Here is a 20,978-nt window from a genome sequence, read left to right as displayed (position 1 = left end):
AGTATTGGGGTGTCGAGTACCGAAGACGAACAGTTGGCGGATTTGAAGGACTGGTGGACACGCAACGGCAAACCTCTGGTCACCGGCGGCCTGTTGGCGCTGGTCATCGTGTTCGGCTGGCAGGCTTTTCACAAGTATCAGAGCAACCAGTCGCAAGGCGCCTCGGTGCTCTATCAGCAACTGCTGGAAACCACGCTGACCCCGGATGGCAAGCCTGACGCTGCACGCGTTGCGGATCTGGCCGGCAAGCTCAACAGCGAGTTCGGCGGCACCGCGTACGCACAGTACGGCAGTCTGTTCGTGGCAAAGGTAGCGGTCGACAGCGGCAAGCTGGACGACGCAGCCACCGAGCTCAAAGCCATCGTAGCCAAACCGGCGAACCCGGCGCTGGGCGAAATCGCCCGTCAGCGTCTGGCTCAGGTGCTGGGTGCGCAGAACAAGGCCGATGAAGCCCTGAAGCTGCTCGACGGCGACGCCGACAAGGCGTTCCTGGCCACTCGCGAAGAACTCAAGGGTGACCTGCTGGTGCAGCTGGGTCGTACCGACGAGGCGAACACCGCGTATCAAAAAGCCAAGGCGGCACTGTCGGATGAAGCGGCAGTCGGTGGCCTTCAAATCAAGCTCGACGACCTGGCCAAAGGGGATGCGTGACGTGATCCGTTGGAAGCATGCAGCATTGCTGGCTCTGGCCATTCTGGCCGCGGGTTGCAGCAGCAACAGCAAAAAAGAACTGCCACCGGCCGAGCTGACCGACTTCAAAGAAGAAGTGGTCCTGCAAAAGCAGTGGAGCCGTTCGATCGGTGACGGTCAGGGCGAAACCTACAACATGCTGGTGCCGGCGATCGATGGTGACACCATCTACGCTGCCGATGTCACCGGCGTGCTGATGGCCATGGATCGCAGCAATGGCGACGTGAAGTGGAAAAAGGATCTTGAACTGCCTGTGTCCGGCGCCGTTGGCGTGGGTTACGGTCTGGTCACGATCGGTACCCTCAAGGGTGAAATCGTTGCCCTCGACGCCATCAACGGCGAAGAGAAGTGGCGCGCCCGGGTGTCCAGCGAAGTCCTCGCGCCGCCGGCCAACAACGGTGACGTGGTGGTGGTCCAGACTCAGGACGATCGTCTGATCGGCCTGGACGCGGCCACCGGCGACCGTCGCTGGACCTACGACAGCACCCCTGCGGTACTGACCCTGCGCGGCACCAGCGCGCCAGTCGTGACCAACCGCCTCGCGGTGGCGGGTCTGTCGACCGGTAAAGTGGTTGCCCTGGACATTTCCAACGGCGTGCCGGTCTGGGAACAACGGGTCGCGATTCCAACCGGTCGTTCGGAACTGGAGCGCGTGGTCGACATCGACGGCGGTCTGCTGCTGTCCGGCGAAACCCTGTACGTCGCCAGCTATCAGGGCCGCGTCGCGGCACTCGATCTGCAAAGCGGTCGTCAACTCTGGCAGCGCGATGCGTCGAGCTATGCCGGTGTCGCCCAGGGTTTCGGCAGCGTCTACGTGAGCCTGTCTTCGGGCACCGTTGAAGGCGTCGACGAGCGTTCGACCACCGCACTGTGGAGCAACGATTCGCTGGCCCGCCGTCAACTGTCGGCGCCGGAAGTGTTCTCCAGCTACGTAGCCGTCGGTGACATGGAAGGTTACCTGCACCTGTTGAGTCAGGTGGACGGTCGTTTTGTAGGTCGTGAGCGTATCGACAGTGACGGCCTGCGTGCCCGTCCGCTGGTGGTAGGCAACACGATCTATGTGTATGGCAACAGCGGCAAACTGGAAGCCCTGACCATCAAGTAACAACTATGCTTGGGGTTAACCCCCCAGGCGGCCCCGGATTCATGGGGCTTGCAGCGCGTACAGGCGTTGCCCCGAGCACCAGCCGCTGCCTCGCAGCGGCTTTTGTATTTTCTGAAATAACGAAGTGGAGAGCCGCATGGTTCCCGTAATCGCCCTGGTGGGCCGACCGAACGTCGGCAAATCCACCTTGTTCAACCGCCTGACCAGGACACGTGACGCCATCGTCGGCGACTTGTCCGGTCTGACCCGTGATCGCCAGTACGGTGAGGCCAAGTGGCAAGGGCGTTCCTACATTCTGATCGACACCGGCGGTATCTCCGGTGACGAACACGGTATGGACGAAAAAATGGCCGAGCAGTCGCTGCTCGCCATCGAAGAAGCGGATGTTGTGCTGTTCCTGGTAGATGCCAAGGCCGGTTTCACCGCCGCCGACCAGATGATTGCCGAGCACCTGCGCAAACGTAACAAGCGTTCTCACGTGGTTGCCAACAAGGTCGACAACATTGACCCGGAAATGGCCCGCGCCGAATTCGCTCCGCTGGGCATGGGCCACGCGATCCCGATCGCCGGTGCTCACGGCCGTGGCATCACTCAACTGCTGGAAGCAGCACTGAGCGATTTCCCGCGTGACGAAGACGAACCGCAGGAAGGCGAAGAGGAAGAGATCGTCGCTGAAGGCGAGGAAGCCAAGCGCATTCCTGGCCCGAGCGAAAAAGACGGGATCAAGATCGCCATCATCGGCCGTCCGAACGTCGGCAAGTCGACCCTGGTCAACCGCATGCTCGGTGAAGACCGGGTTATCGTCTACGACCAACCCGGCACCACCCGCGACAGTATCTACATCCCGTTCGAACGGAATGAAGAGAAGTACACGCTGATCGACACCGCCGGTGTGCGCAAGCGCGGCAAGATCCACGAAGAAGTCGAAAAGTTCTCCGTGGTCAAAACCTTGCAGGCGATCAAAGACGCCAACGTGGTGATCTTCGTGATGGACGCCCGCGAAGGTGTGGTCGATCACGACCTCAACCTGTTGGGCTTCGCGATCGAGTCCGGTCGTGCGCTGGTTATTGCGATCAACAAGTGGGACGGCATGACGCCGAGCGAGCGCGACTTCGTGAAAGTCGAGTTGCAGCGTCGGCTGTTCTTCGTTGATTACGCCGATATCCACTTCATCTCGGCCCTGCACGGCACCGGCGTGGGTAACCTCTACGCTTCCGTACAGAACTCGTTCAAGTCGGCGGTCACCCGCTGGCCAACCAACCGTCTGACCCAGATTCTGGAAGACGCCGTTGGCGAGCACGCGCCACCGATGGTCAACAACCGCCGGATCAAGCTGCGTTACGCTCACCTGGGTGGCGCCAACCCGCCGATCATCGTGATCCACGGTAACCAGATCGAGAAAGTGCCGAAGTCGTATGTGCGCTATCTGGAGAACACTTACCGCCGTGTGCTGAAGCTGGTCGGTACGCCGATCCGCATCGAGTTCAAGGGCGGCGAGAACCCGTACGAAGGCAACAAGAACACGCTGACCGACCGCCAGGTCAACAAGAAGCGTCGCTTGATGTCGCACAACAAGAAAGCCAGCAAGAAGCGCCGCGACAAGAAGTGATTTATCACTTCGTGTAGGAGCTGCCGCAGGCTGCGATCTTTTGATTTTGCTTCAAAGACAAGATCAAAGGATCGCAGCCTTCGGCAGCTCCTACATGGGTTCGGCGATAAGAAGGGCGCTCACCAGAGCGCCCTTTTTTTATGGGCGCCGGATGGGCTATCCTCGGGCTCTCCCGCGCCGCCGTCAGAGCCGGGTGTAGAGCAGGGAACCCCCGATGATCACCAGTAAGCTGCCGAATGTCGGCATCACTATTTTCACGCAGATGTCTCAGCTCGCGGCGCAGACCGGAGCCATCAACCTGTCCCAGGGTTTTCCTGATTTTGACGGCCCGCAGTCGCTGCGTGACGCGGTGGGTCGGCATATTGCCAGTGGCCATAACCAGTATTCGCCGATGACCGGCCTGCCGGCGCTGCGCGAGCAGATCGCGGCGAAAATCGCGCGCAGCTATGGGGTGAAGGTCGATGCCGACAGCGAGGTGACGGTGACGCCGGGCGCGACCCAGGCGATCTTCTGTGCGATTCAGGCGGTTATCCACAGCGGCGACGAAGTCATCGTGTTCGACCCTTGCTACGACAGCTACGAGCCGGCGACGGAGTTGGCGGGCGGTCGGTGTGTGCATGTGCAACTGAACCCGAACGATTTCTCCATCGATTTCGACAAGCTCGCGGCGGCCCTGAGCTCGCGCACGAAAATGATCGTCATCAACACCCCGCACAACCCCAGCGGCGCACTGATCAGCCGCGCCGAGCTGGATCAACTGGCGGAGTTGATCCGCGGCCGCGACATCTATCTGATCAGCGACGAGGTGTACGAACACCTGGTGTTCGACGGCGTGCCACATGTCAGCGTGCTGGCCCACGAAGAGCTGTATCAGCGCGCCTTTGTGGTCAGCTCGTTCGGCAAGACCTACCACGTCACCGGCTGGAAAACCGGCTACGTGGTCGCACCACCGGCGCTGACCGCCGAGTTGCGCAAGGTGCACCAGTACGTCAGTTTCTGCGGGGTCACGCCGCTGCAATACGCCTTGGCCGATTACATGGCCGAGCATCCGGAGCACGTTGAAGAGCTGCCGGGTTTCTATCAGGCCAAGCGCGACCTGTTCTGCGACTTGCTGGCGCCGTCGCGCTTCACCTTCACCCGCGTCACTGGCACTTACTTCCAACTGGTCGACTACTCGCAGATTCGTCCTGACTTGAACGATGTCGACATGGCGATGTGGATGACCCGTGAACACGGCGTGGCGAGTATCCCGGTGTCGGTGTTCTACCAGAATCCACCCGAAGGCCAGCGCCTGGTGCGCTTGTGCTTCGCCAAACGCGAGGAGACGCTGCGCGAGGCAGCGGCGAAACTATGCGTGATCTGAGTGCGTTGCCCGATCTCAATCTGGCGCTGATCCAGACCAGCCTGGCCTGGCATGACCGTCAGGCCAACCTCGAGCACTTCGACGTGCTGTTGGAGCAAGCCCGGGGCGCAGACCTGATCATCCTGCCGGAGATGTTCACCACCGGTTTCTCGATGGAGTCCGAGACCCTCGCTGAAGCCGAGAACGGCCCGACCAGCAAATGGCTGCGAGTTCAGGCGGCCAAGCTGAATGCCGTGATTACCGGCAGCGTGATCATTCAGGCGGCGGATGGCAGCCATCGCAACCGCCTGCTGTGGGCGCGGCCCGACGGCGAAGTCTGGCATTACGACAAACGCCACTTGTTCCGCATGGCCGGCGAGCACAATCACTACACCCCCGGCGAACGTCAGGTGCAGTTCGAGCTCAAGGGTTGGCGCATCCGTCCGTTGATTTGCTACGACCTGCGTTTCCCAGTGTGGAGTCGCGACGCACAGGACACCGATCTGCTGCTGTACACCGCCAACTGGCCGGGTGCCCGGCGTCTGCACTGGAACCGCCTGCTGCCGGCGCGAGCGATTGAAAACCTGTGCTACGTGGCGGCGGTGAATCGCATCGGCACAGACGGCAAGGGTTTTGCCTACACCGGTGACAGTCAGGTGCTGGATTTCCAGGGTGAGACATTGTTGGCGGCGGGGGAGGCGGACGGCGTGTTCAAGGTTGTGCTGGAGGCTGCGCAATTGGCGGCGTATCGCGAGCGCTTTCCGGCGAATCTGGATGCCGACACCTTCGAGTTCACCTGAAAAGCAAAAGATCGCAGCCTTCGGCAGCTCCTACATCGGGACGGTGTACATCCTGTAGGAACTGCCGAAGGCTGCGATCTTTTGATCCTCAATAAAAAGGCCCCGGAGTTCGCACTCCGGGGCCTTTTGCATTTCAGCGATCGATTACGCCGCTTTCGCCTCAGGCTGGCTCAGCGAGCGGTTCAGTGCACTGAACAGCGCCTTGAAGCTGGCGGTGGTGATGTTTTCATCGATGCCCACACCGTGCACCGCACGCTCACCGTTCACGCGCAGCTCGATGTAAGCCGCGGCCTTGGCGTTGGTGCCTGCGCCGATCGCATGTTCGTTGTAGTCCATGATTTCCACTGGGATCGGCAGGCCGGCCACCAGGGCTTCCAGCGCACCGTTGCCCTTGCCGCGCCAGTGCAGGTTGGTTTCGCCCTGCCCCTTGCTCGCCACTTCCACTTCGACGGCGCTGTTGCCGTTTTCTTCCTGCAGGCGATGGCTGACCAGCGCGTACGGGGTGTTGGCTTGCAGGTATTCGCTGATCAACAGCGCGTGGATCTGCTTGGCGGTCATTTCCAGGCCGAGGCGGTCGGTTTCACGCTGCACGACCTGGCTGAACTCGATCTGCATGCGACGCGGCAGGCTGATGCCGTATTCCTGTTCCAGCAGGTAAGCGATACCGCCCTTGCCCGACTGGCTGTTGACGCGGATCACCGCCTCGTAGCTGCGACCGATGTCGGCCGGGTCGATCGGCAGGTACGGCACTTCCCACAGGGTGTCCGGTTTTTGCTGGGCGAAGCCCTTGCGGATCGCGTCCTGGTGCGAGCCGGAGAATGCGGTATGCACCAGGTCGCCGACGTACGGGTGACGTGGGTGCACCTGGATCTGGTTGCACTCCTCGACGACTTTGCGCACGCCATCGATGTCGGAGAAGTCCAGCTCAGGGTCGACGCCCTGGGTGTACATGTTCAATGCCACGGTGACGAGGTCTACGTTACCGGTACGCTCGCCGTTGCCGAACAGGCAGCCTTCGACGCGATCCGCACCGGCCATCAGGCCCAGTTCGGTGGCGGCGACGCCGGTGCCACGGTCGTTGTGGGTGTGCAGGCTGATGATCACGCTGTCACGACGGTTGATGTTGCGGCCGAACCATTCGATCTGGTCGGCGTAGACATTCGGGGTCGCGCATTCGACGGTGGCCGGCAAGTTGAGGATCATCTTGTGCTCAGGCGTCGGGTTCCAGACCTCGATCACCGCGTCACAGACTTCCTTGGCGAATTCCAGCTCGGTAGCGCTGAAGGTTTCCGGCGAGTATTCGAAGGTCCACTCGGTATCCGGCTGCATCGCCGCGTATTTGACGAACAGCTTGGCCGCATTGACCGCGATGGCCTTGATGCCGTCCTTGTCCTGGTTGAAGACGATGCGACGGAAGGAAGGCGAGGTGGCGTTGTACAGGTGAACGATGGCTTTCTTCGCCCCGCGCAGGGATTCGAAGGTGCGCTCGATCAAGTCTTCACGGCCCTGGGTCAGCACCTGAATGGTGGTGTCGTCCGGGATATGGCCTTCTTCGATCAGGGTCCGCACGAAGTCGAAGTCGGTTTGCGAAGCGGCCGGGAACGAGGCTTCGATTTCCTTCACGCCCACCTGAACGAGGGTTTTCCAGAAGCGCAGCTTTTTCACCGCGTCCATCGGCTCGATCAGCGACTGGTTGCCGTCACGCAAGTCGGAGCTGCACCAGATCGGCGCGGTGTCGATGGTTTTCGACGGCCAGGTGCGATCCGGCAAGTTGATGACGGGGAACGCGCGGTATTTCGAAGACGGGTCTTTGAGCATGCTCATCGGGAAATTCCTTATTGTCTGGGCCGAAAAGAGGCGGCCTGCCGGTGGAACGAATGTTCGGGAAAACGCTTGGGACGAGGCGCAGCGATTCAGCCCGGCAGTCGTGCGCTGACGAGGCACAAACTGCGGTGCTGGCGAAGCTGAATAAGGGTGTGAGAGGTTTTCATGTCTTCAACCCTAACCGCGAGGGGAGAGGATGGCAAGCAGTCGAAAAAAATTGAGAGGAATACTCGAAAAGCGAGATTTTGCGCGATTTTATTGTGCGTAATAAACGTGATCGTTTTGTTTTTTGCGCGAGGTTTGATAGGGGCGCAATTGAGGTTTATAGCAATTCAGTAAGTATTGATGTGCTGTATAGGCCGCATTCGCGAGCAGGCTCGCTCCCACAGGGGATCTTTGTTGTGAATAAGATCCAGAGTGGGAGCGAGCCTGCTCGCGAAGAGGCCGATCGCCTCAATACATATTCAGGGCTGGAACGCACCAATGAAAATCGCCGGATCCACCCGCGCATCGTTCAGGCTGATGTTCCAGTGCATGTGCGGTCCGGTCGCCCGGCCGGTCGAGCCGACCTTGCCGACCACCGCGCCGCGGGCCAGTTGATCACCGACCTTCACATCGATTTTCGACATGTGGCAGAACATGCTGATAAAGCCCTGGCCGTGATCGACAAACACCGTGTTGCCGTTGAAGAAATAGTTGCCGGTCAGAATCACCTTGCCCGCCGCCGGGGTCTTGATCGGCGTGCCGGCCGGCACCGCGAAGTCGAGGCCGGCGTGAGGATTGCGCTCTTCACCGTTGAAGAAACGGCGCACGCCGAACTTGCTCGACAGCGGCCCGTTGACCGGTTTGTCCAGCAACAGGTTGCTCGGGGTGTTCGGGCTGAAGCTGCGGTAAGCCTTGATCTGCTCGGCCAGTTCGCCCTCGATGCGCTTGAGGTTGGCCGGGTTCGGATTGACCTGCTGAGTGTTCTTCAGGGTGATGTGCTGTTCCGGGTATTTCTTGTTGCCGACCGTGAACGGCAGATTGCGCCCGCCGCTGCTGATCTGCTGACTGCCGGGTTTGACCGTCAGCGGCACGCCGACAATCGCCAGCCAATTGTTCTGTTCCTTGACCACCAGTACCGGTTTGCCTTGATAAGTGGCTTTCGGCGCCTGCGCGGCGCTGCCCAGATCAACCACTGCCACGCCGCCCGGCACCGGTTTGTTCAGCAGGCGGGTGATGTAGCTGTCGGCATGGGCGTTGAAGGTGGTCAGGCACAGCAACAATAACGGAGCAAAAAAACGCGGCATGGATCAGTCCAGTAAAGAGAGGGTGACGGGCGTCAGGTGATTGTCCTCGACGCGCACTTGCAGTTCGCCTTCGCCCAGTTTGGCTTTAAGGCGCTGGCCGGTGTGGGTCTGCGCGGCGCTGCGGATCGCGTGTCCGCGCTCATCCAGCAGAATGCTGTAGCCACGGCCGAGGGTCGCCAGCGGGCTGACCACATGCAGCGTCTGCATCTGGCTGTGCAGTTGCAAGCGACGGCTTTTCAGGCCTTCGCGCATGGCCCGGGGCAAGCGTTCGGCGAGGCTGTCCAAACGCTGGCGCAACATCGCCAGCTGGCGTCCCGGATGCTGCCCGGCGAGGCGGGTCTCCAGGCGGATCAGACGTTCGCGACGGGTATTGAGCTGACGCTCGAAGGCGCGGCGCATGCGCATGTCCAGATCATCCAGACGCTGAGCCTGCTGGCGCAGACGCTCGCCGGGATGGCGCAAGCGACGGGCCATGCCTTCCAGGCGCAGGCGATCACGCATCAGGCGGTCACGCATGCGCATCACCAGACGGCGATGCAGGCTTTCGACCTGACGGATCAGATGACTGGAGTCCGGGGCGAGCAATTCGGCAGCGGCGGAAGGCGTCGGTGCGCGGACGTCGGCGACAAAGTCGCTGATCGACACATCGGTTTCATGTCCGACGGCGCTGACGATGGGTGTCACGCAGGCATCCACTGCGCGGGCCACGGCTTCTTCGTTGAAGCACCAGAGGTCTTCCAGCGAACCACCGCCGCGGGCGAGGATCAGCGCGTCAAAACCACGGGCATCGGCCATCTTCAGCGCGCGGACGATCTGCGCCGTGGCTTCGCGGCCCTGCACGGCCGTGGGGATCAGCGTCAGTTGCACCTGCGGCGCGCGGCGGCGGAACACGCTGATGATGTCGCGAATCACCGCACCGGTCGGCGAACTGATGATGCCGATGCGCTGCGGATGTGCCGGCAGCGGCACTTTGCGTTCGGCGCTGAACAGGCCTTCGGCGCTGAGTTTTTCCTTCAGCGCATCGAACGCCAGGCGCAGCGCGCCGTCGCCGGCCGGCTCCACGGTGTCGAGAATCAGCTGATAGTCGCCACGCCCTTCGAACAGCGAGACCTTGCCGCGCACTTTCACGGCCAGACCGTCTTTCAACGCCTGACGCACCCGCGCCGCATTGTTGCGAAAGAGCGCGCAACGCACCTGCGCACCGCTGTCCTTGAGGGTGAAATACACATGGCCGGACGCCGGGCGAGCGAGGTTGGAGATCTCGCCTTCGACCCAGATGTTGCTGAACACGTCTTCGAGCAGCACCCGCGCGCGGCCGTTGAGCTGGCTGACGGTCAGGACTTCACGGTCAAGGCCGAGCCTTGAAAAGGGATCTTTAATCATGGGACGCAGTTTAAAGGCATTGTCGCCGTCATTGCACGATCCCTACAGGGGGGTAGTGAAGGTCTGGATGAAGTGTTGGATCAGGGGAGTGGGATTCTGGCGGTAGGCGAGGGCGACGGTGCTTTGGCAATCGGGATCGCGCAGCGGCAGAAAGCGTACGCCGCCGGGCGCAATGTCCTGCATCGATTCGGGCAGCAAGGCGATACCGAATCCGGCCTGGATCAGTTGCAGCTGAGTGGTCTTGCGCGACATCACCCGCGCCGCCTTGGGGAAGAAGCCCTGACGCATGCACAGGTCGGCACACAGGTAGCTGAGCCCGCCACGCTGCGGATGCGGGATCGAAATGAACGGCTCGTCCTTCAGTTGCGCCAGATCGACAGAGCCTGAATCGGCCAGGCGATGAGCGTTCGGCACCGCCAGCAGCAGGCGTTCAGTGAACAGCGGCACCACCTGAATGCCTTCGCGCTGACGCAATACCGGCAGGCGCAGCAGGCCGATGTCGAGGCGACCTTCGGCCAATTCCTCAAGCTGCGCCTCGGAGGAGAGTTTGCCGATGTCCAGCGACACGCCAGTCTGCTGATCCAGATACGTGCTGATCCGGCGTAATAAATGCCCGCTGAGCGACACGGTGCTGGAATGACTCAGGCGCAAAGTCCCCACTTGCCCGTTGCCGACGTCGGTTGCCATCGCGCTGGCTTTGCTCAGTTCATTGAGCAGATTTCTGGCGCGGGGCAAAAATGCCGCGCCTGCCGCCGTGAGCCGGGGCTGGCGCGCGGTGCGTTCGAACAGCGGCGTTTGCAGGCGGGTTTCCATGTCCTTGATTTGCCGACTCAGAGCCGACTGCGCGATGAACAGACGTTCAGCGGCAGCACTGAAGCTGCCGCATTCGGCGATTTCCACGAAGTAGCGCAGTTGACGGGTCGAGAGCACAAGGTATGCCTTTTCGAGATGAGTAAGCGGCTGTGAACATATTAGTCGCAACGCTGGGCGCTGGCTAAAGTCATCTCAGGCTTATAAAGGAAGCAGATTGATGAGTGTGCTGGGGTTGTTGAGCGAGTGGTCGTGGGGCGCGGGCGGCTGGGCGGTGATCGGCTTGGGGATCGCGCTGGCCTATATCGTGTTCGGGATTGCCGGCTTCGGCACGGCGCTGGTCGCCGGACCGATCCTGATTCTGTTCATGCCGTTGTCGAAAATCGTGCCGCTGCTGGTGTTGCTGGATTTCGTCGCGGCGTTCGGCAATCTGCTGCCCTCGCGCCGGGACGTGGCCAAGTCCGAGTTGTTGCGGCTGCTGCCGTGCATGGCGGTGGGGTGCACGTTGGGGGTGATTTTCCTGCTTAATCTCAAATCCGATCTGTTGCTGCTGTTGATGGGCCTGTTCATCAGCGCTTATGCGATTTACAGCCTGTGGGTGAAAACCCGGCCGACGCAGTTGTCCGCCGCATGGGCGCTGCCGATGGGCACGGTGGGCGGGCTGTTTGGGGCGCTGTTTGGCAGTGGCGGCTTTTTATATGCGATCTATCTCAACAGCCGCTTGCCGAAAGACCCGGCCCGGGCCACGCAAAGTGCGTTGATCAGTTGCAGCACGGTGGTGCGTTTGAGCCTGTTCGCCATCGCCGGGGTGTATGCCGAGCTACCCTTGTTGATGCTGGCGGTGTGTCTGTTGCCGGCCATGGCGCTGGGGCTGTGGATCGGGCGGCGATTGACCCTGCGTTTGTCGCGCGAGGCGTTTGTGCGATTGGTGACCTGGCTGGTGCTGGCGAGCGGGATTGCGTTGATCGGGCGTTATCTCAGCACTTGACCGGATTTCGTCAGGGATTAAGCTGCCGGCCGCACTGATGCCATCGCTGGCAAGCCAGCTCCCACAGAGTTTCGGTCGCTCACAAATACTGTGTGCACCAGAAAAACCCGTGGGAGCTGGCTTGCCAGCGATGGCGTCGGAGAGAGCACCGCAGAACTTCCATTTGACGTCACAGGCTGTACCCATGAATTCGCAAAGCATCATCGTCCCGAAAATCTCCACCCTGCCGGTCCACGAACCCCGGGCGCGGGCGATCGTGCGCTGGCTGGTGCGCAAGAACATCATCGAAGAACAGCTGACGACTTGCGGCCGCACCGGCAACCGCATGGCCCACGCGATTGCCGATGGCGCGCGTGCGGTGGTGCTGCACCCGGAAGCGCTGCCGTTCGGTGAGCCGATCAATGGCCTGGAGATCATCGTCAAGCGCTGCATCTACACCCCGGCCAAGGGCTTTCTCGAAGAAGCCGGTTGCGCCGAGTGCCGCCGCGAAGTCGGCGAAGCGCTGTTCGAAAGCCTTGAAGACTGGTTCCCAGGCCGCACCGACAACTTCACCTGCCCGGAATGCGGGCATGAAGACGACATCAACGGCTTTCTGTATTTGCAGGAATGCGCGTTTTCCAACCTGGGGTTCATTTTCAACAACTGGCTGGAAGCCGGCTTCAAGCAGAGCTTTATCGATGAATTTGCCGATTGGCTCGACCAGCCTGTCAGCTGGGTAAAAGTCGAACTCTGAACCTGTAGGAGCTGCCGCAGGCTGCGATCTTTTGACGTGGTTTTTTACAGGCAAGATCAAAAGATCGCAGTCTTCGGCAGCTCCTCCAGAAAACAGCGGGCCCCGTACATCAATTAGGCTGAGTTTTACATTGAACAGCAGGGGGTGTCTGACTATAATGGCGCGCTTCCATTTTCCCGCTCGGGAGCCCCCGCGATGCTGCGTATCAGCCAAGAAGCTCTGACATTCGACGACATTCTCCTAGTGCCCGGTTATTCCGAGGTGCTTCCTAACGAAGTCAGTCTCAAGACCCGCCTTACCCGTGGCATCGAACTGAATATTCCTCTGGTTTCTGCTGCAATGGACACCGTGACTGAAGCCCGTCTGGCAATCGCCATGGCTCAGGAAGGTGGCATCGGCATTATCCACAAGAACATGACCATCGAGCAGCAAGCTGCCGAAGTGCGCAAGGTCAAGAAGTTCGAAGCCGGTGTGGTCAAGGATCCCATCACGATCGAGGCTGATGCCACGGTACGTGATCTGTTCGAACTGACCCGTCTGCACAACATTTCCGGCGTTCCGGTACTGCACGATGGCGACCTGGTCGGCATCGTCACTTCCCGTGACGTACGTTTCGAAAATCGTCTGGAAGCCACTGTCCGTGAAGTGATGACGCCTAAAGAGCGTCTGGTCACGGTCAAGGAAGGCGCCGACAAGAACGACGTACGCGAACTGCTGCACAAGCACCGCATCGAGCGCGTGCTGATCGTCGACGACAAATTCGCCCTCAAAGGCATGATGACCGTCAACGACATCGAAAAAGCCAAAGCCTACCCGCTGGCCAGCAAGGATGACCAAGGTCGTCTGCGCGTTGGCGCTGCCGTCGGTACCGGTAAAGACACCGGTGACCGCGTTGCCGCGCTGGTCAATGCCGGTGTGGACGTGGTGGTGGTCGACACCGCACACGGTCACTCCAAGGGCGTGATCGACCGCGTTCGCTGGGTCAAAGAGAATTTCCCTGAAGTGCAGGTGATCGGCGGCAACATCGCCACCGGCGCCGCTGCCAAGGCCCTGGCCGAAGCTGGCGCTGATGCGGTCAAGGTCGGTATCGGCCCTGGCTCGATCTGCACCACCCGTATCGTCGCCGGTGTCGGCGTGCCGCAAATCAGTGCCATCGCCAACGTTGCCGCTGCCCTCGAAGGCACTGGCGTTCCGTTGATCGCCGACGGCGGCATCCGCTTCTCCGGTGACCTGTCCAAGGCCATCGTTGCTGGTGCATCCTGCGTGATGATGGGCTCGATGTTCGCCGGTACCGAAGAAGCGCCGGGCGAGATCGAACTGTTCCAGGGCCGTTCGTACAAGGCTTATCGCGGCATGGGTTCGCTGGGCGCCATGTCCCAGGCGCAAGGCTCGTCCGACCGTTACTTCCAGGACTCCTCGGCAGGCGCCGAGAAACTGGTTCCGGAAGGCATCGAAGGCCGCGTGCCATACAAAGGCACTCTGAGCGCGATCATTCACCAGTTGATGGGCGGTCTGCGTTCCTCGATGGGTTACACCGGCAGCGCCAACATCGAAGAAATGCGCACCAAGCCTGAGTTCGTGCGGATCACCGGTGCCGGCATGGCCGAATCCCACGTTCACGACGTGCAGATCACCAAGGAAGCGCCAAACTACCGCGTAGGTTGAGGCTTCAAGCAAATCATCAAGCAACCGGGGCTGTTTTATTCAGCCCCGAGTTGTTTCTGAATCACGACTGTTTCTGAATTACTTAAGACGAGACTGAATCATGGCCCTCGACATTCACGCTCACCGCATCCTGATCCTCGACTTCGGCTCCCAGTACACCCAACTGATTGCCCGCCGCGTGCGCGAGATCGGTGTGTACTGCGAACTGCACCCGTTCGACATGGACGAAGAGGCGATCCGCGAATTCGCGCCTAAAGGCGTCATCCTCGCCGGCGGCCCCGAGTCCGTGCACGAAGCCAACAGCCCGCGCTGCCCGCAAGCGGTGTTTGATCTGGGCGTACCGGTCTTCGGTATCTGCTACGGCATGCAGACCATGGCCGAGCAACTGGGCGGCAAGGTTGAAGGTTCCGAACTGCGTGAGTTCGGTTACGCCCGCGTTGACGTGGTCGGCAAGAGCCGCCTGCTCGACGGCATCGAAGACCACATCGACGCCGACGGCCTGTTCGGCCTCGACGTGTGGATGAGCCACGGTGACAAGGTCACCAAGATGCCGCAAGACTTCCACATCCTCGCCAGCACCCCGAGCTGCCCGATCGCCGGCATGTTCAACGACGAACGCGCTTACTACGGCGTGCAGTTCCACCCGGAAGTGACCCACACCAAGCAGGGCGGTCGTATCCTGTCGCGCTTCGTGCTGGACATCTGCGGCTGTGAAGCCCTGTGGACTCCGTCGAAGATCGCTGAAGACGCCATTGCCAACATCCGCGCACAAGTCGGTACCGACAACGTGCTGCTGGGCCTGTCCGGCGGTGTTGACTCCTCGGTGGTTGCCGCACTGCTGCACAAGGCCATCGGCGACCAGCTGACCTGCGTCTTCGTCGACAACGGCCTGCTGCGTCTGCACGAAGGTGAACAAGTGATGGCCATGTTCGCCGAGAACATGGGCGTCAAGGTGATCCGCGCCAACGCTGAAGAGCAGTTCCTCAACAACCTGGCCGGCGAAGCCGACCCGGAGAAGAAGCGCAAGATCATCGGCCGTACCTTCATCGACGTGTTCGATGCCGAATCCTGCAAGCTGGACAACATCAAGTACCTGGCTCAGGGCACCATCTACCCGGACGTGATCGAGTCGGCTGGCGCGAAAAGCGGCAAGGCGCACGTGATCAAGTCGCACCACAACGTGGGCGGCCTGCCGGAAGAGATGAACCTGAAACTGGTCGAGCCTCTGCGCGAACTGTTCAAGGACGAAGTCCGTCGTCTGGGTCTGGAGCTGGGCCTGCCGTACGACATGGTCTACCGTCACCCGTTCCCGGGCCCGGGCCTGGGCGTGCGCATCCTTGGCGAAGTGAAGAAGGAATACGCCGACCTGTTGCGTCGTGCCGACCACATCTTCATCGAAGAGCTGCGCAAGGCCGACTGGTACCACAAGGTCAGCCAGGCGTTCGTGGTGTTCCAGCCAGTGAAATCGGTTGGCGTGGTCGGTGATGGCCGTCGTTACGCCTGGGTCGTGGCCCTGCGTGCCGTAGAAACCATCGACTTCATGACCGCGCGTTGGGCCCACCTGCCTTACGAACTGCTGGAAACCGTTTCCGGCCGCATCATCAATGAAATCGAAGGCATCTCCCGCGTCACTTACGACGTGTCGAGCAAGCCGCCAGCGACCATTGAGTGGGAGTGATCGTGTCTGAGCCGGTCGCTGCCGGTTCGATACGCTAGCAACCAGAAAGGCCCCCGATCGTGAGATCGGGGGCCTTTTGCGTTTTTGCTGAGCATGCGTTACAGCGGCAAGCGACCTACCAGGTCCATGCCCATTCGGCTCAGTCCCCACGACAACTCGACGATGGTGTCGTAAGGCACTTGATTGACCTCGGTCCATGACGGGCGATTGATCAGATAACGCCCGTCGGCTGTGCGTTCGACCAGCGTGCGTGCAATGTGGCCATCGCGGCCGCGATGCAGCAGTGTCCACGTGCCCTCGGACTTCTCGAACGTGAACATGCCCTGGCGGCTCAACAGCCGTTCGAGTTCTTTCGGTGTTCGCGTGAGCAATGGCAGGGGCGTCTGCAGATTCATGTCGGCATACAGCGTGTCGGAATCGCCTTCGAGGGACTCAGGTTGAGAGGCATAGCCACGCCCCAACTCGATGCCCCGGTCTGTTTCGATCAGCGCAGGGTTGGCCGGCAACACTTCCTCGACCCGTAGACCGATGCCCCCCTGCAGTTCGCTGATACCCGCGATACCCCGGAAGGTGTTGGTGTTTTGCTGATCGGTGAGGACCACCCATTTACCGCCGCCGTTGAGGGCCTTGTCGGCTTGCATGATGGTGTGGGTCAGGTAGGTCTTGATGGTTTGCTCGTGCATATCGGGAAGCGGCGCACCCGGATAGCGATAGCTGGCCAGGCAATCGGTGGCCTGCACCCGAATGCCATTGCGCTGCGCAGCTTTGACCACTTCTAGCGGGGTGAAGCGTCCCGTGGGATCGCTTTGCAACTGTCGAAGGTACTGTTCAAGATCGCTGGTCATCTCACCGGAGCGGAAGAACTTGTCGAGTTGCACTTGGTTGAAGTCATTGAGCAGACGCTGGAAATAAAGCGTTTCGACCTTTTGCTCAGCCAGCGCCTGCATGTTCTCGATCAGGAACTGCATGCTGGCGATGCGATCCTGGCTTTCGCCAATGACCAGGCCTGGTGCGACCTCGTAAACCCGCTGAATCAATTGCGATGCGCTGGTCGAGGTGGCCACGTCCGCCATTGGCGGGCGTGCGGGCAGCGTGCGGGTCAGGCCTTCCCGGGACATGAACTGGCGGGCGTCCCGGGATAGATCGGCCCGATGGGGCGCGACATATTCTTCGAAGGTCGGAATTCCTTTCAAACTGCCGTCCGGCTGATGAACGACCTTGAGGTGGGTTTCCCTCTCGCCCATCGCCAATTGTCTGACTCGGGCTCGGGGGGGCGTGTCGTATGACGTGGTCGGGCCGCGCAGCTCTGGACTCACTTGCGCCTGCAGCGGTTGCCGAGACGTTGTCTGCACCGCACTCGCCTGCGCTTGCGGCGGTCGCTGAGCAGCTACCGGCGCGCGAGGGCGTGAGCCGCGGGGCTGAAGGTTGCCGCCCCCCTTGAGCCCGGCTCGCGGCGCCAGTTCCCATTCACCCTCGGCGTTGAGGCGCACGGGGATCGATCCTGAAAAGGCATTCGGTTGCTGTGGGTCAATGATGGCCCAGACCCCGCCGCCGTTGGCGTCGCTTTCATAGCGCACGTAATACGCGCAATCGTCGAGCATGATCGCGGTGGATGGATTCGAATCGAGCCGGTAGATGCCCTGAAATTTTCCGGGTGTGGCATCCGGGGAGAGGTTTTCGAGCAACTCGTTGGCTTCCCAGTTGGCCGGGATGACGGACTGCTCGAGTTCCGGTGATGCCTCGGCAAGCGATTCGACCGGCGACACGCTGCTCATCGCTTCGCCAGCCGCTGGCGGCCATCCCTTGGGCTGCATGCCTTTACTGATCAGGGCCTGTTTCAGCTCCTCCAGAGAGTCCACGGTCATGGATTCGTAGGTGGGGGCGAGCGGTGTATCGAGGTTGATCCGCCCGCCGGGCGTCGAACGAATCACGCTGTCGGCCATCGCGCCGTTGGTGTTGCGATAGACCACCAGCACATTGCTCCTGTAGCGCTGCAGGGTGAACATGCCCGGTTCCGGCAGCAGTGAACGCAGTTCCTGGGATGTGCGGTAGGCCCAGACGCTGGGCAGTTGCACGCGCCAGTCGCCTTTGATCGGCGCCTGAACGCTGTTCAGATCAATCTCACCGTCGACCACTTCATGCACCGAGGAACCGGGATTGTCGTCGTATTCCACGGCCAGTCCGGGGTCGCTGCCGAGCGGTTGCTCGCGGCCCGGAGCGACGTCTTCGAAGCGCGCACACAAGGCATCGGTCTGTTCAGTGATGCCCTGATAGCCCCGGAAGGTGGTCATGTTTTCCTGATTCACCAAGGCAATCCAGCGCCCCTGGCCGTTCAGTTGCTGGTTGAAGCCGATGACCTCGCTGGCAAAGAAGCTGCGTGACATCTGTCTTTGCGGACTCTGGGTGATCGGGCCCTCGTTGATGTGCCAGGTGGTTGTCATGTCGATGGCCTGGACCCGGATGCGCTGGGCATTGGCGGCCTTGACCAGGGCCAGCAGGTTGAATCTGCCTTCGGGATCGTTGCCGGCCTTGAGGTCGAGTTTGTTCAGATAGTTCTGCAACTCCTCGGACATTTCCCCGGTTCTGGCGAACGTATCCAGATCCAGCTGATTGACGTTGGCCAACAGCTCTTGCAGGTACAAGGTCTTGACGTTTTGCTGGGCAAGGGCCGCCATGTTCTCGATCAGAAAGCGTTTGCTGGCGATGCAGCCAGTGCCCTCACCGAGCACCAGCCCCGGCTTTTGCGCGAAGGCGTAATCGAACAGTGCGTCCGGTGTAGTGATCACCGGCGCCGATGTCAGAGGCTGCCGTGAAACAGGCGGACGGTTTGCGTAATACGCGTTGGCGTCGCTGATCAAGTCGCGGCGCGGTTCTTCCTGCGCCAGCTCGAACTCACTCAACTCCTGCACGGACTCGTCGGCGGGGCCCATGAATACGCTGCGGGCGCCGAGGTTTTCGGTGTCGAGGCCGAGCACGTTGCGCACATCGATACTGCCCGGTGCCCACACCCGCCTGAACAGGCTGCGCACGTCTGGCCCGCCGAGTGCCCAGGCCCGCATTTCAGGGTCTTCGAGGCCCGGTACGTGAATGCCCGGTGTTCGTGCCCATTCTTCTACCGCAGGGGCGCTGGATGAGCCGACGCTGGCCGTCGGTGGTTTGATCGTACCGCCGCGCAGTCCCAGTTGCGGGGCGATTTCCCATTGCTCCGCCGCATTCAGGCGCACCGGGATCGAACCGGAAAACGCATCGGGCCGTGCCGGGTCGATGATTGCCCAGGTCCCGCGACCATTGAGGTCGGACTCATAGCGCACGTAATAAGCATTGCCATCGAGCCTGATCGCCGATGACGGATTGGACGCGAGTTGAAAGGTGCCCTTGAATCGTCCTGCTTCAGTAATCAGCCGCGCGTCGTCGAGCACGGTGTCGATCTTGAATGTCTGCGGAATGGGCGTTTGCTCTGCGACAGGCTCGGGACTTTCACTCACGGCTTCGGCTGATACCGGTTCGGCGGGGGCTGCGGTTGCTGACGATTGCTTCAGATCGGCCATCTCCTGCGCCTCGGCGGTCTCAAGTTCAGGACCGACTTCTTCCAGCGAGCCGGGACCTTTGAGCACCAGCAGGTTGAACAGCAGATCAATCCCGGCAAACACCGCGCCGAGCACGCCGGCCTTGCGCTCCTGAGCGGTTTTCGCATTGACCGCCTGATCGATGTTCAGGCCCAGACTGGCGATACTCGCGCCGACCACAGGCAGTGCAACCGGCCAGCCGACGACGGCCATAGGGCCGAACACCTTTATTCCGGCAGTGAGATAGCCGATCCACAGTTTTTCGCGCAGATCACCGTTGGAGGTCAGCAAAAGGTCGGCTTCGGCAAACATCGCATCTTTGCTTGAGTCGCGCAGCCAACTGAACGCGTCACCGTCAACGATGAGGTTCTTGCCGTTGATCAGGTGATGGTCGTATTTGCCCCAGCTACTGACCAGGCGGTTCATCAGGTCGGTGATGTTGTCGTTGATGGTCTGCCGCTCGGCGAGGGGGAAATGCGTCATGAACGCTTTGCGCTCGGCGTCCGTGTTCATCCGCTGCAAGACCCAGTAGTGCATGTCCACCGCGGTTTCCAGCACCTTGAAGGCGCTGCTCTCGCCGGGCAGATATATGATCTGCCGTCCCTTGGGGGCAACGAAACGAAGGAGGTTGGTGGCCGCATGGCCATCGATGTCGACCGCGCGTACGGTGCTCGGGCACGCATACTCTGTTTGCAGCATCTTCAGAGTTACAGGCCAGGTGAGCGGGCCTGTGACGGCCTCGGTAATGAACTGGAAGTCCTCGTCGCTCAGCTCGCGCTTGTCCCGGGCCTTGACGGCTTCGATGAGGAAATTGCATTTGGCCAGGGTGCGGAAGTCAGCGGCAGAGGTCTGCCAGAACGCTGTGAGGCGCTTTCGGTACAGGGCACTGAAGTTGATGTCCCAGAACGCTTTCAATACTTCGTCGCCGTGCAGGCGCACTTCGTTGGTTTCATTGAACCGCTTGGCGCTCGGGCCGGCGGTATAGAAACCGCTGTAAACGTCCAACAGGTCGGCGTTGTCCTGATCGCTGGGCCGAAAGCGCTGGACGACCAACTGCGTCAGGGTGACGGTGGATCTCAGGGTGGCGGGCACGTGCTCCCAACCGGTAAAGGCTTTCGAACGGCTTTCCGCGGTGTCGAACCGGTGGTAGTACACCTGATCCGGGTCGAGGCCGGTGATGCCGAATTTTTTCAGCAGGTCACTGGCGACGTCGTGGGCTGCCTCTTGCACGCTCTGGCAATTCTTGATGACGGTGCTGGCGATGGCCTTCAGTGCGGCTTTGTCGGCAGCATTAGGTAAAGCACGCGCTTCGTGGGTGTCCATGGACTCTCCTTCCTTGGGATGAGGGGGCGCCAAGGATGAGTCGTTTCCGCCGGGTATGTGCACTACATATATATACCGGCGCGCAGGTGCGGTCGCAGGTCGCCCTTACCGTTTCGCAATTGCAGGTGTATCGTATTCGCCTTTTGCGGGCCGCTCGCCCGACGCAGATACGT

At 61.0% G+C, this 20,978-nt stretch carries 14 protein-coding genes; 9 read left to right on the top strand and 5 right to left on the bottom strand.

Annotated features, from left to right (window positions below; all coding sequences use genetic code 11):
- Positions 1–9: 9 nt before the first annotated feature.
- The 5 genes from HBN98_RS08580 (at position 10) to HBN98_RS08560 (ending at position 5,546) form a co-directional block, all read left to right on the top strand.
- Positions 10–651 (top strand): tetratricopeptide repeat protein, encoded by a 642-nt coding sequence (locus tag HBN98_RS08580; RefSeq protein ID WP_007964436.1) that lies wholly within the window; start codon positions 10–12, stop codon positions 649–651.
- Positions 644–1,795, top strand: a complete 1,152-nt coding sequence (gene bamB / locus HBN98_RS08575) for an outer membrane protein assembly factor BamB (RefSeq protein ID WP_064589067.1) — start codon at positions 644–646, stop codon at positions 1,793–1,795. The genes HBN98_RS08580 and bamB overlap by 8 nt, the downstream gene beginning before the upstream one ends.
- Positions 1,796–1,931: 136 nt before the next feature.
- Positions 1,932–3,404, top strand: a complete 1,473-nt coding sequence (der, locus tag HBN98_RS08570) for a ribosome biogenesis GTPase Der (RefSeq protein WP_064589066.1) — start codon at positions 1,932–1,934, stop codon at positions 3,402–3,404.
- Positions 3,405–3,618: 214 nt separating this feature from the next.
- A complete protein-coding gene (locus HBN98_RS08565) occupies positions 3,619–4,767 on the top strand; it encodes a pyridoxal phosphate-dependent aminotransferase (protein WP_064589065.1) in 1,149 nt (382 codons plus the stop codon).
- The gene (locus HBN98_RS08560) at positions 4,755–5,546 is read left to right on the top strand and encodes an amidohydrolase (protein WP_083369404.1); all 792 of its coding nucleotides are present in this window, start codon (positions 4,755–4,757) and stop codon (positions 5,544–5,546) included. The genes HBN98_RS08565 and HBN98_RS08560 overlap by 13 nt, the downstream gene beginning before the upstream one ends.
- A gap of 144 nt (positions 5,547–5,690) precedes the next feature.
- Here the strand turns inward: HBN98_RS08560 and leuA are convergent, their stop codons facing one another.
- The 4 genes from leuA to HBN98_RS08540 all read right to left on the bottom strand — a co-directional run bounded on the left by leuA (position 5,691) and on the right by HBN98_RS08540 (position 10,972).
- Positions 5,691–7,370, bottom strand: coding sequence for a 2-isopropylmalate synthase (gene leuA / locus HBN98_RS08555; RefSeq protein ID WP_064589063.1), 1,680 nt, complete (start codon positions 7,368–7,370; stop codon positions 5,691–5,693).
- 464 nt (positions 7,371–7,834) lie between these two features.
- Positions 7,835–8,659 (bottom strand): peptidoglycan DD-metalloendopeptidase family protein, encoded by an 825-nt coding sequence (locus HBN98_RS08550; protein ID WP_007964447.1) that lies wholly within the window; start codon positions 8,657–8,659, stop codon positions 7,835–7,837.
- A 3-nt stretch (positions 8,660–8,662) separates the two neighbouring features.
- Positions 8,663–10,042 (bottom strand): exodeoxyribonuclease VII large subunit, encoded by a 1,380-nt coding sequence (xseA, locus tag HBN98_RS08545; protein ID WP_083368001.1) that lies wholly within the window; start codon positions 10,040–10,042, stop codon positions 8,663–8,665.
- Between the two features lie 42 nt (positions 10,043–10,084).
- Entirely contained in the window at positions 10,085–10,972 is an 888-nt protein-coding gene (locus tag HBN98_RS08540) for a LysR family transcriptional regulator (RefSeq protein ID WP_083368002.1), read from the bottom strand.
- Positions 10,973–11,072: 100 nt separating this feature from the next.
- On the opposite strand from HBN98_RS08540, the gene HBN98_RS08535 reads away from it, so the two are divergent.
- The 4 genes from HBN98_RS08535 to guaA all read left to right on the top strand — a co-directional run bounded on the left by HBN98_RS08535 (position 11,073) and on the right by guaA (position 15,916).
- Positions 11,073–11,840, top strand: a complete 768-nt coding sequence (locus HBN98_RS08535; protein ID WP_083368003.1) for a sulfite exporter TauE/SafE family protein — start codon at positions 11,073–11,075, stop codon at positions 11,838–11,840.
- Positions 11,841–12,024: 184 nt separating this feature from the next.
- Positions 12,025–12,573, top strand: coding sequence for a sugar ABC transporter ATPase (locus HBN98_RS08530; RefSeq protein ID WP_083368004.1), 549 nt, complete (start codon positions 12,025–12,027; stop codon positions 12,571–12,573).
- A 195-nt stretch (positions 12,574–12,768) separates the two neighbouring features.
- Positions 12,769–14,238, top strand: coding sequence for an IMP dehydrogenase (gene guaB / locus HBN98_RS08525; RefSeq protein WP_064589058.1), 1,470 nt, complete (start codon positions 12,769–12,771; stop codon positions 14,236–14,238).
- Between the two features lie 100 nt (positions 14,239–14,338).
- Positions 14,339–15,916 (top strand): glutamine-hydrolyzing GMP synthase, encoded by a 1,578-nt coding sequence (guaA, locus tag HBN98_RS08520; protein WP_064589057.1) that lies wholly within the window; start codon positions 14,339–14,341, stop codon positions 15,914–15,916.
- A gap of 98 nt (positions 15,917–16,014) precedes the next feature.
- Here the strand turns inward: guaA and HBN98_RS08515 are convergent, their stop codons facing one another.
- Positions 16,015–20,805 carry a membrane-targeted effector domain-containing toxin gene (locus tag HBN98_RS08515; RefSeq protein ID WP_083368005.1) on the bottom strand — a complete coding sequence of 1,597 codons (4,791 nt, stop codon included), beginning with the start codon at positions 20,803–20,805 and terminating at the stop codon, positions 16,015–16,017.
- Positions 20,806–20,978 lie beyond the last annotated feature (173 nt).

It is taken from the genome of Pseudomonas koreensis (assembly GCF_012986595.1).
Taxonomy (GTDB): Bacteria; Pseudomonadota; Gammaproteobacteria; order Pseudomonadales; family Pseudomonadaceae; genus Aquipseudomonas; species Aquipseudomonas koreensis.
This window is presented reverse-complemented; position numbering and strand designations above follow the sequence as displayed.

Coding starts and splice junctions, on each gene's coding strand:
- bamB (WP_064589067.1), top strand. CDS start 644: ATGCGTGACGTGATCCGTTGGAAGCATGCAGCATTGCTGGCTCTGGCC.
- der (WP_064589066.1), top strand. CDS start 1,932: ATGGTTCCCGTAATCGCCCTGGTGGGCCGACCGAACGTCGGCAAATCC.
- HBN98_RS08565 (WP_064589065.1), top strand. CDS start 3,619: ATGATCACCAGTAAGCTGCCGAATGTCGGCATCACTATTTTCACGCAG.
- HBN98_RS08560 (WP_083369404.1), top strand. CDS start 4,755: ATGCGTGATCTGAGTGCGTTGCCCGATCTCAATCTGGCGCTGATCCAG.
- leuA (WP_064589063.1), bottom strand. CDS start 7,370: ATGAGCATGCTCAAAGACCCGTCTTCGAAATACCGCGCGTTCCCCGTC.
- HBN98_RS08550 (WP_007964447.1), bottom strand. CDS start 8,659: ATGCCGCGTTTTTTTGCTCCGTTATTGTTGCTGTGCCTGACCACCTTC.
- xseA (WP_083368001.1), bottom strand. CDS start 10,042: ATGATTAAAGATCCCTTTTCAAGGCTCGGCCTTGACCGTGAAGTCCTG.
- HBN98_RS08535 (WP_083368003.1), top strand. CDS start 11,073: ATGAGTGTGCTGGGGTTGTTGAGCGAGTGGTCGTGGGGCGCGGGCGGC.
- HBN98_RS08530 (WP_083368004.1), top strand. CDS start 12,025: ATGAATTCGCAAAGCATCATCGTCCCGAAAATCTCCACCCTGCCGGTC.
- guaB (WP_064589058.1), top strand. CDS start 12,769: ATGCTGCGTATCAGCCAAGAAGCTCTGACATTCGACGACATTCTCCTA.
- guaA (WP_064589057.1), top strand. CDS start 14,339: ATGGCCCTCGACATTCACGCTCACCGCATCCTGATCCTCGACTTCGGC.
- HBN98_RS08515 (WP_083368005.1), bottom strand. CDS start 20,805: ATGGACACCCACGAAGCGCGTGCTTTACCTAATGCTGCCGACAAAGCC.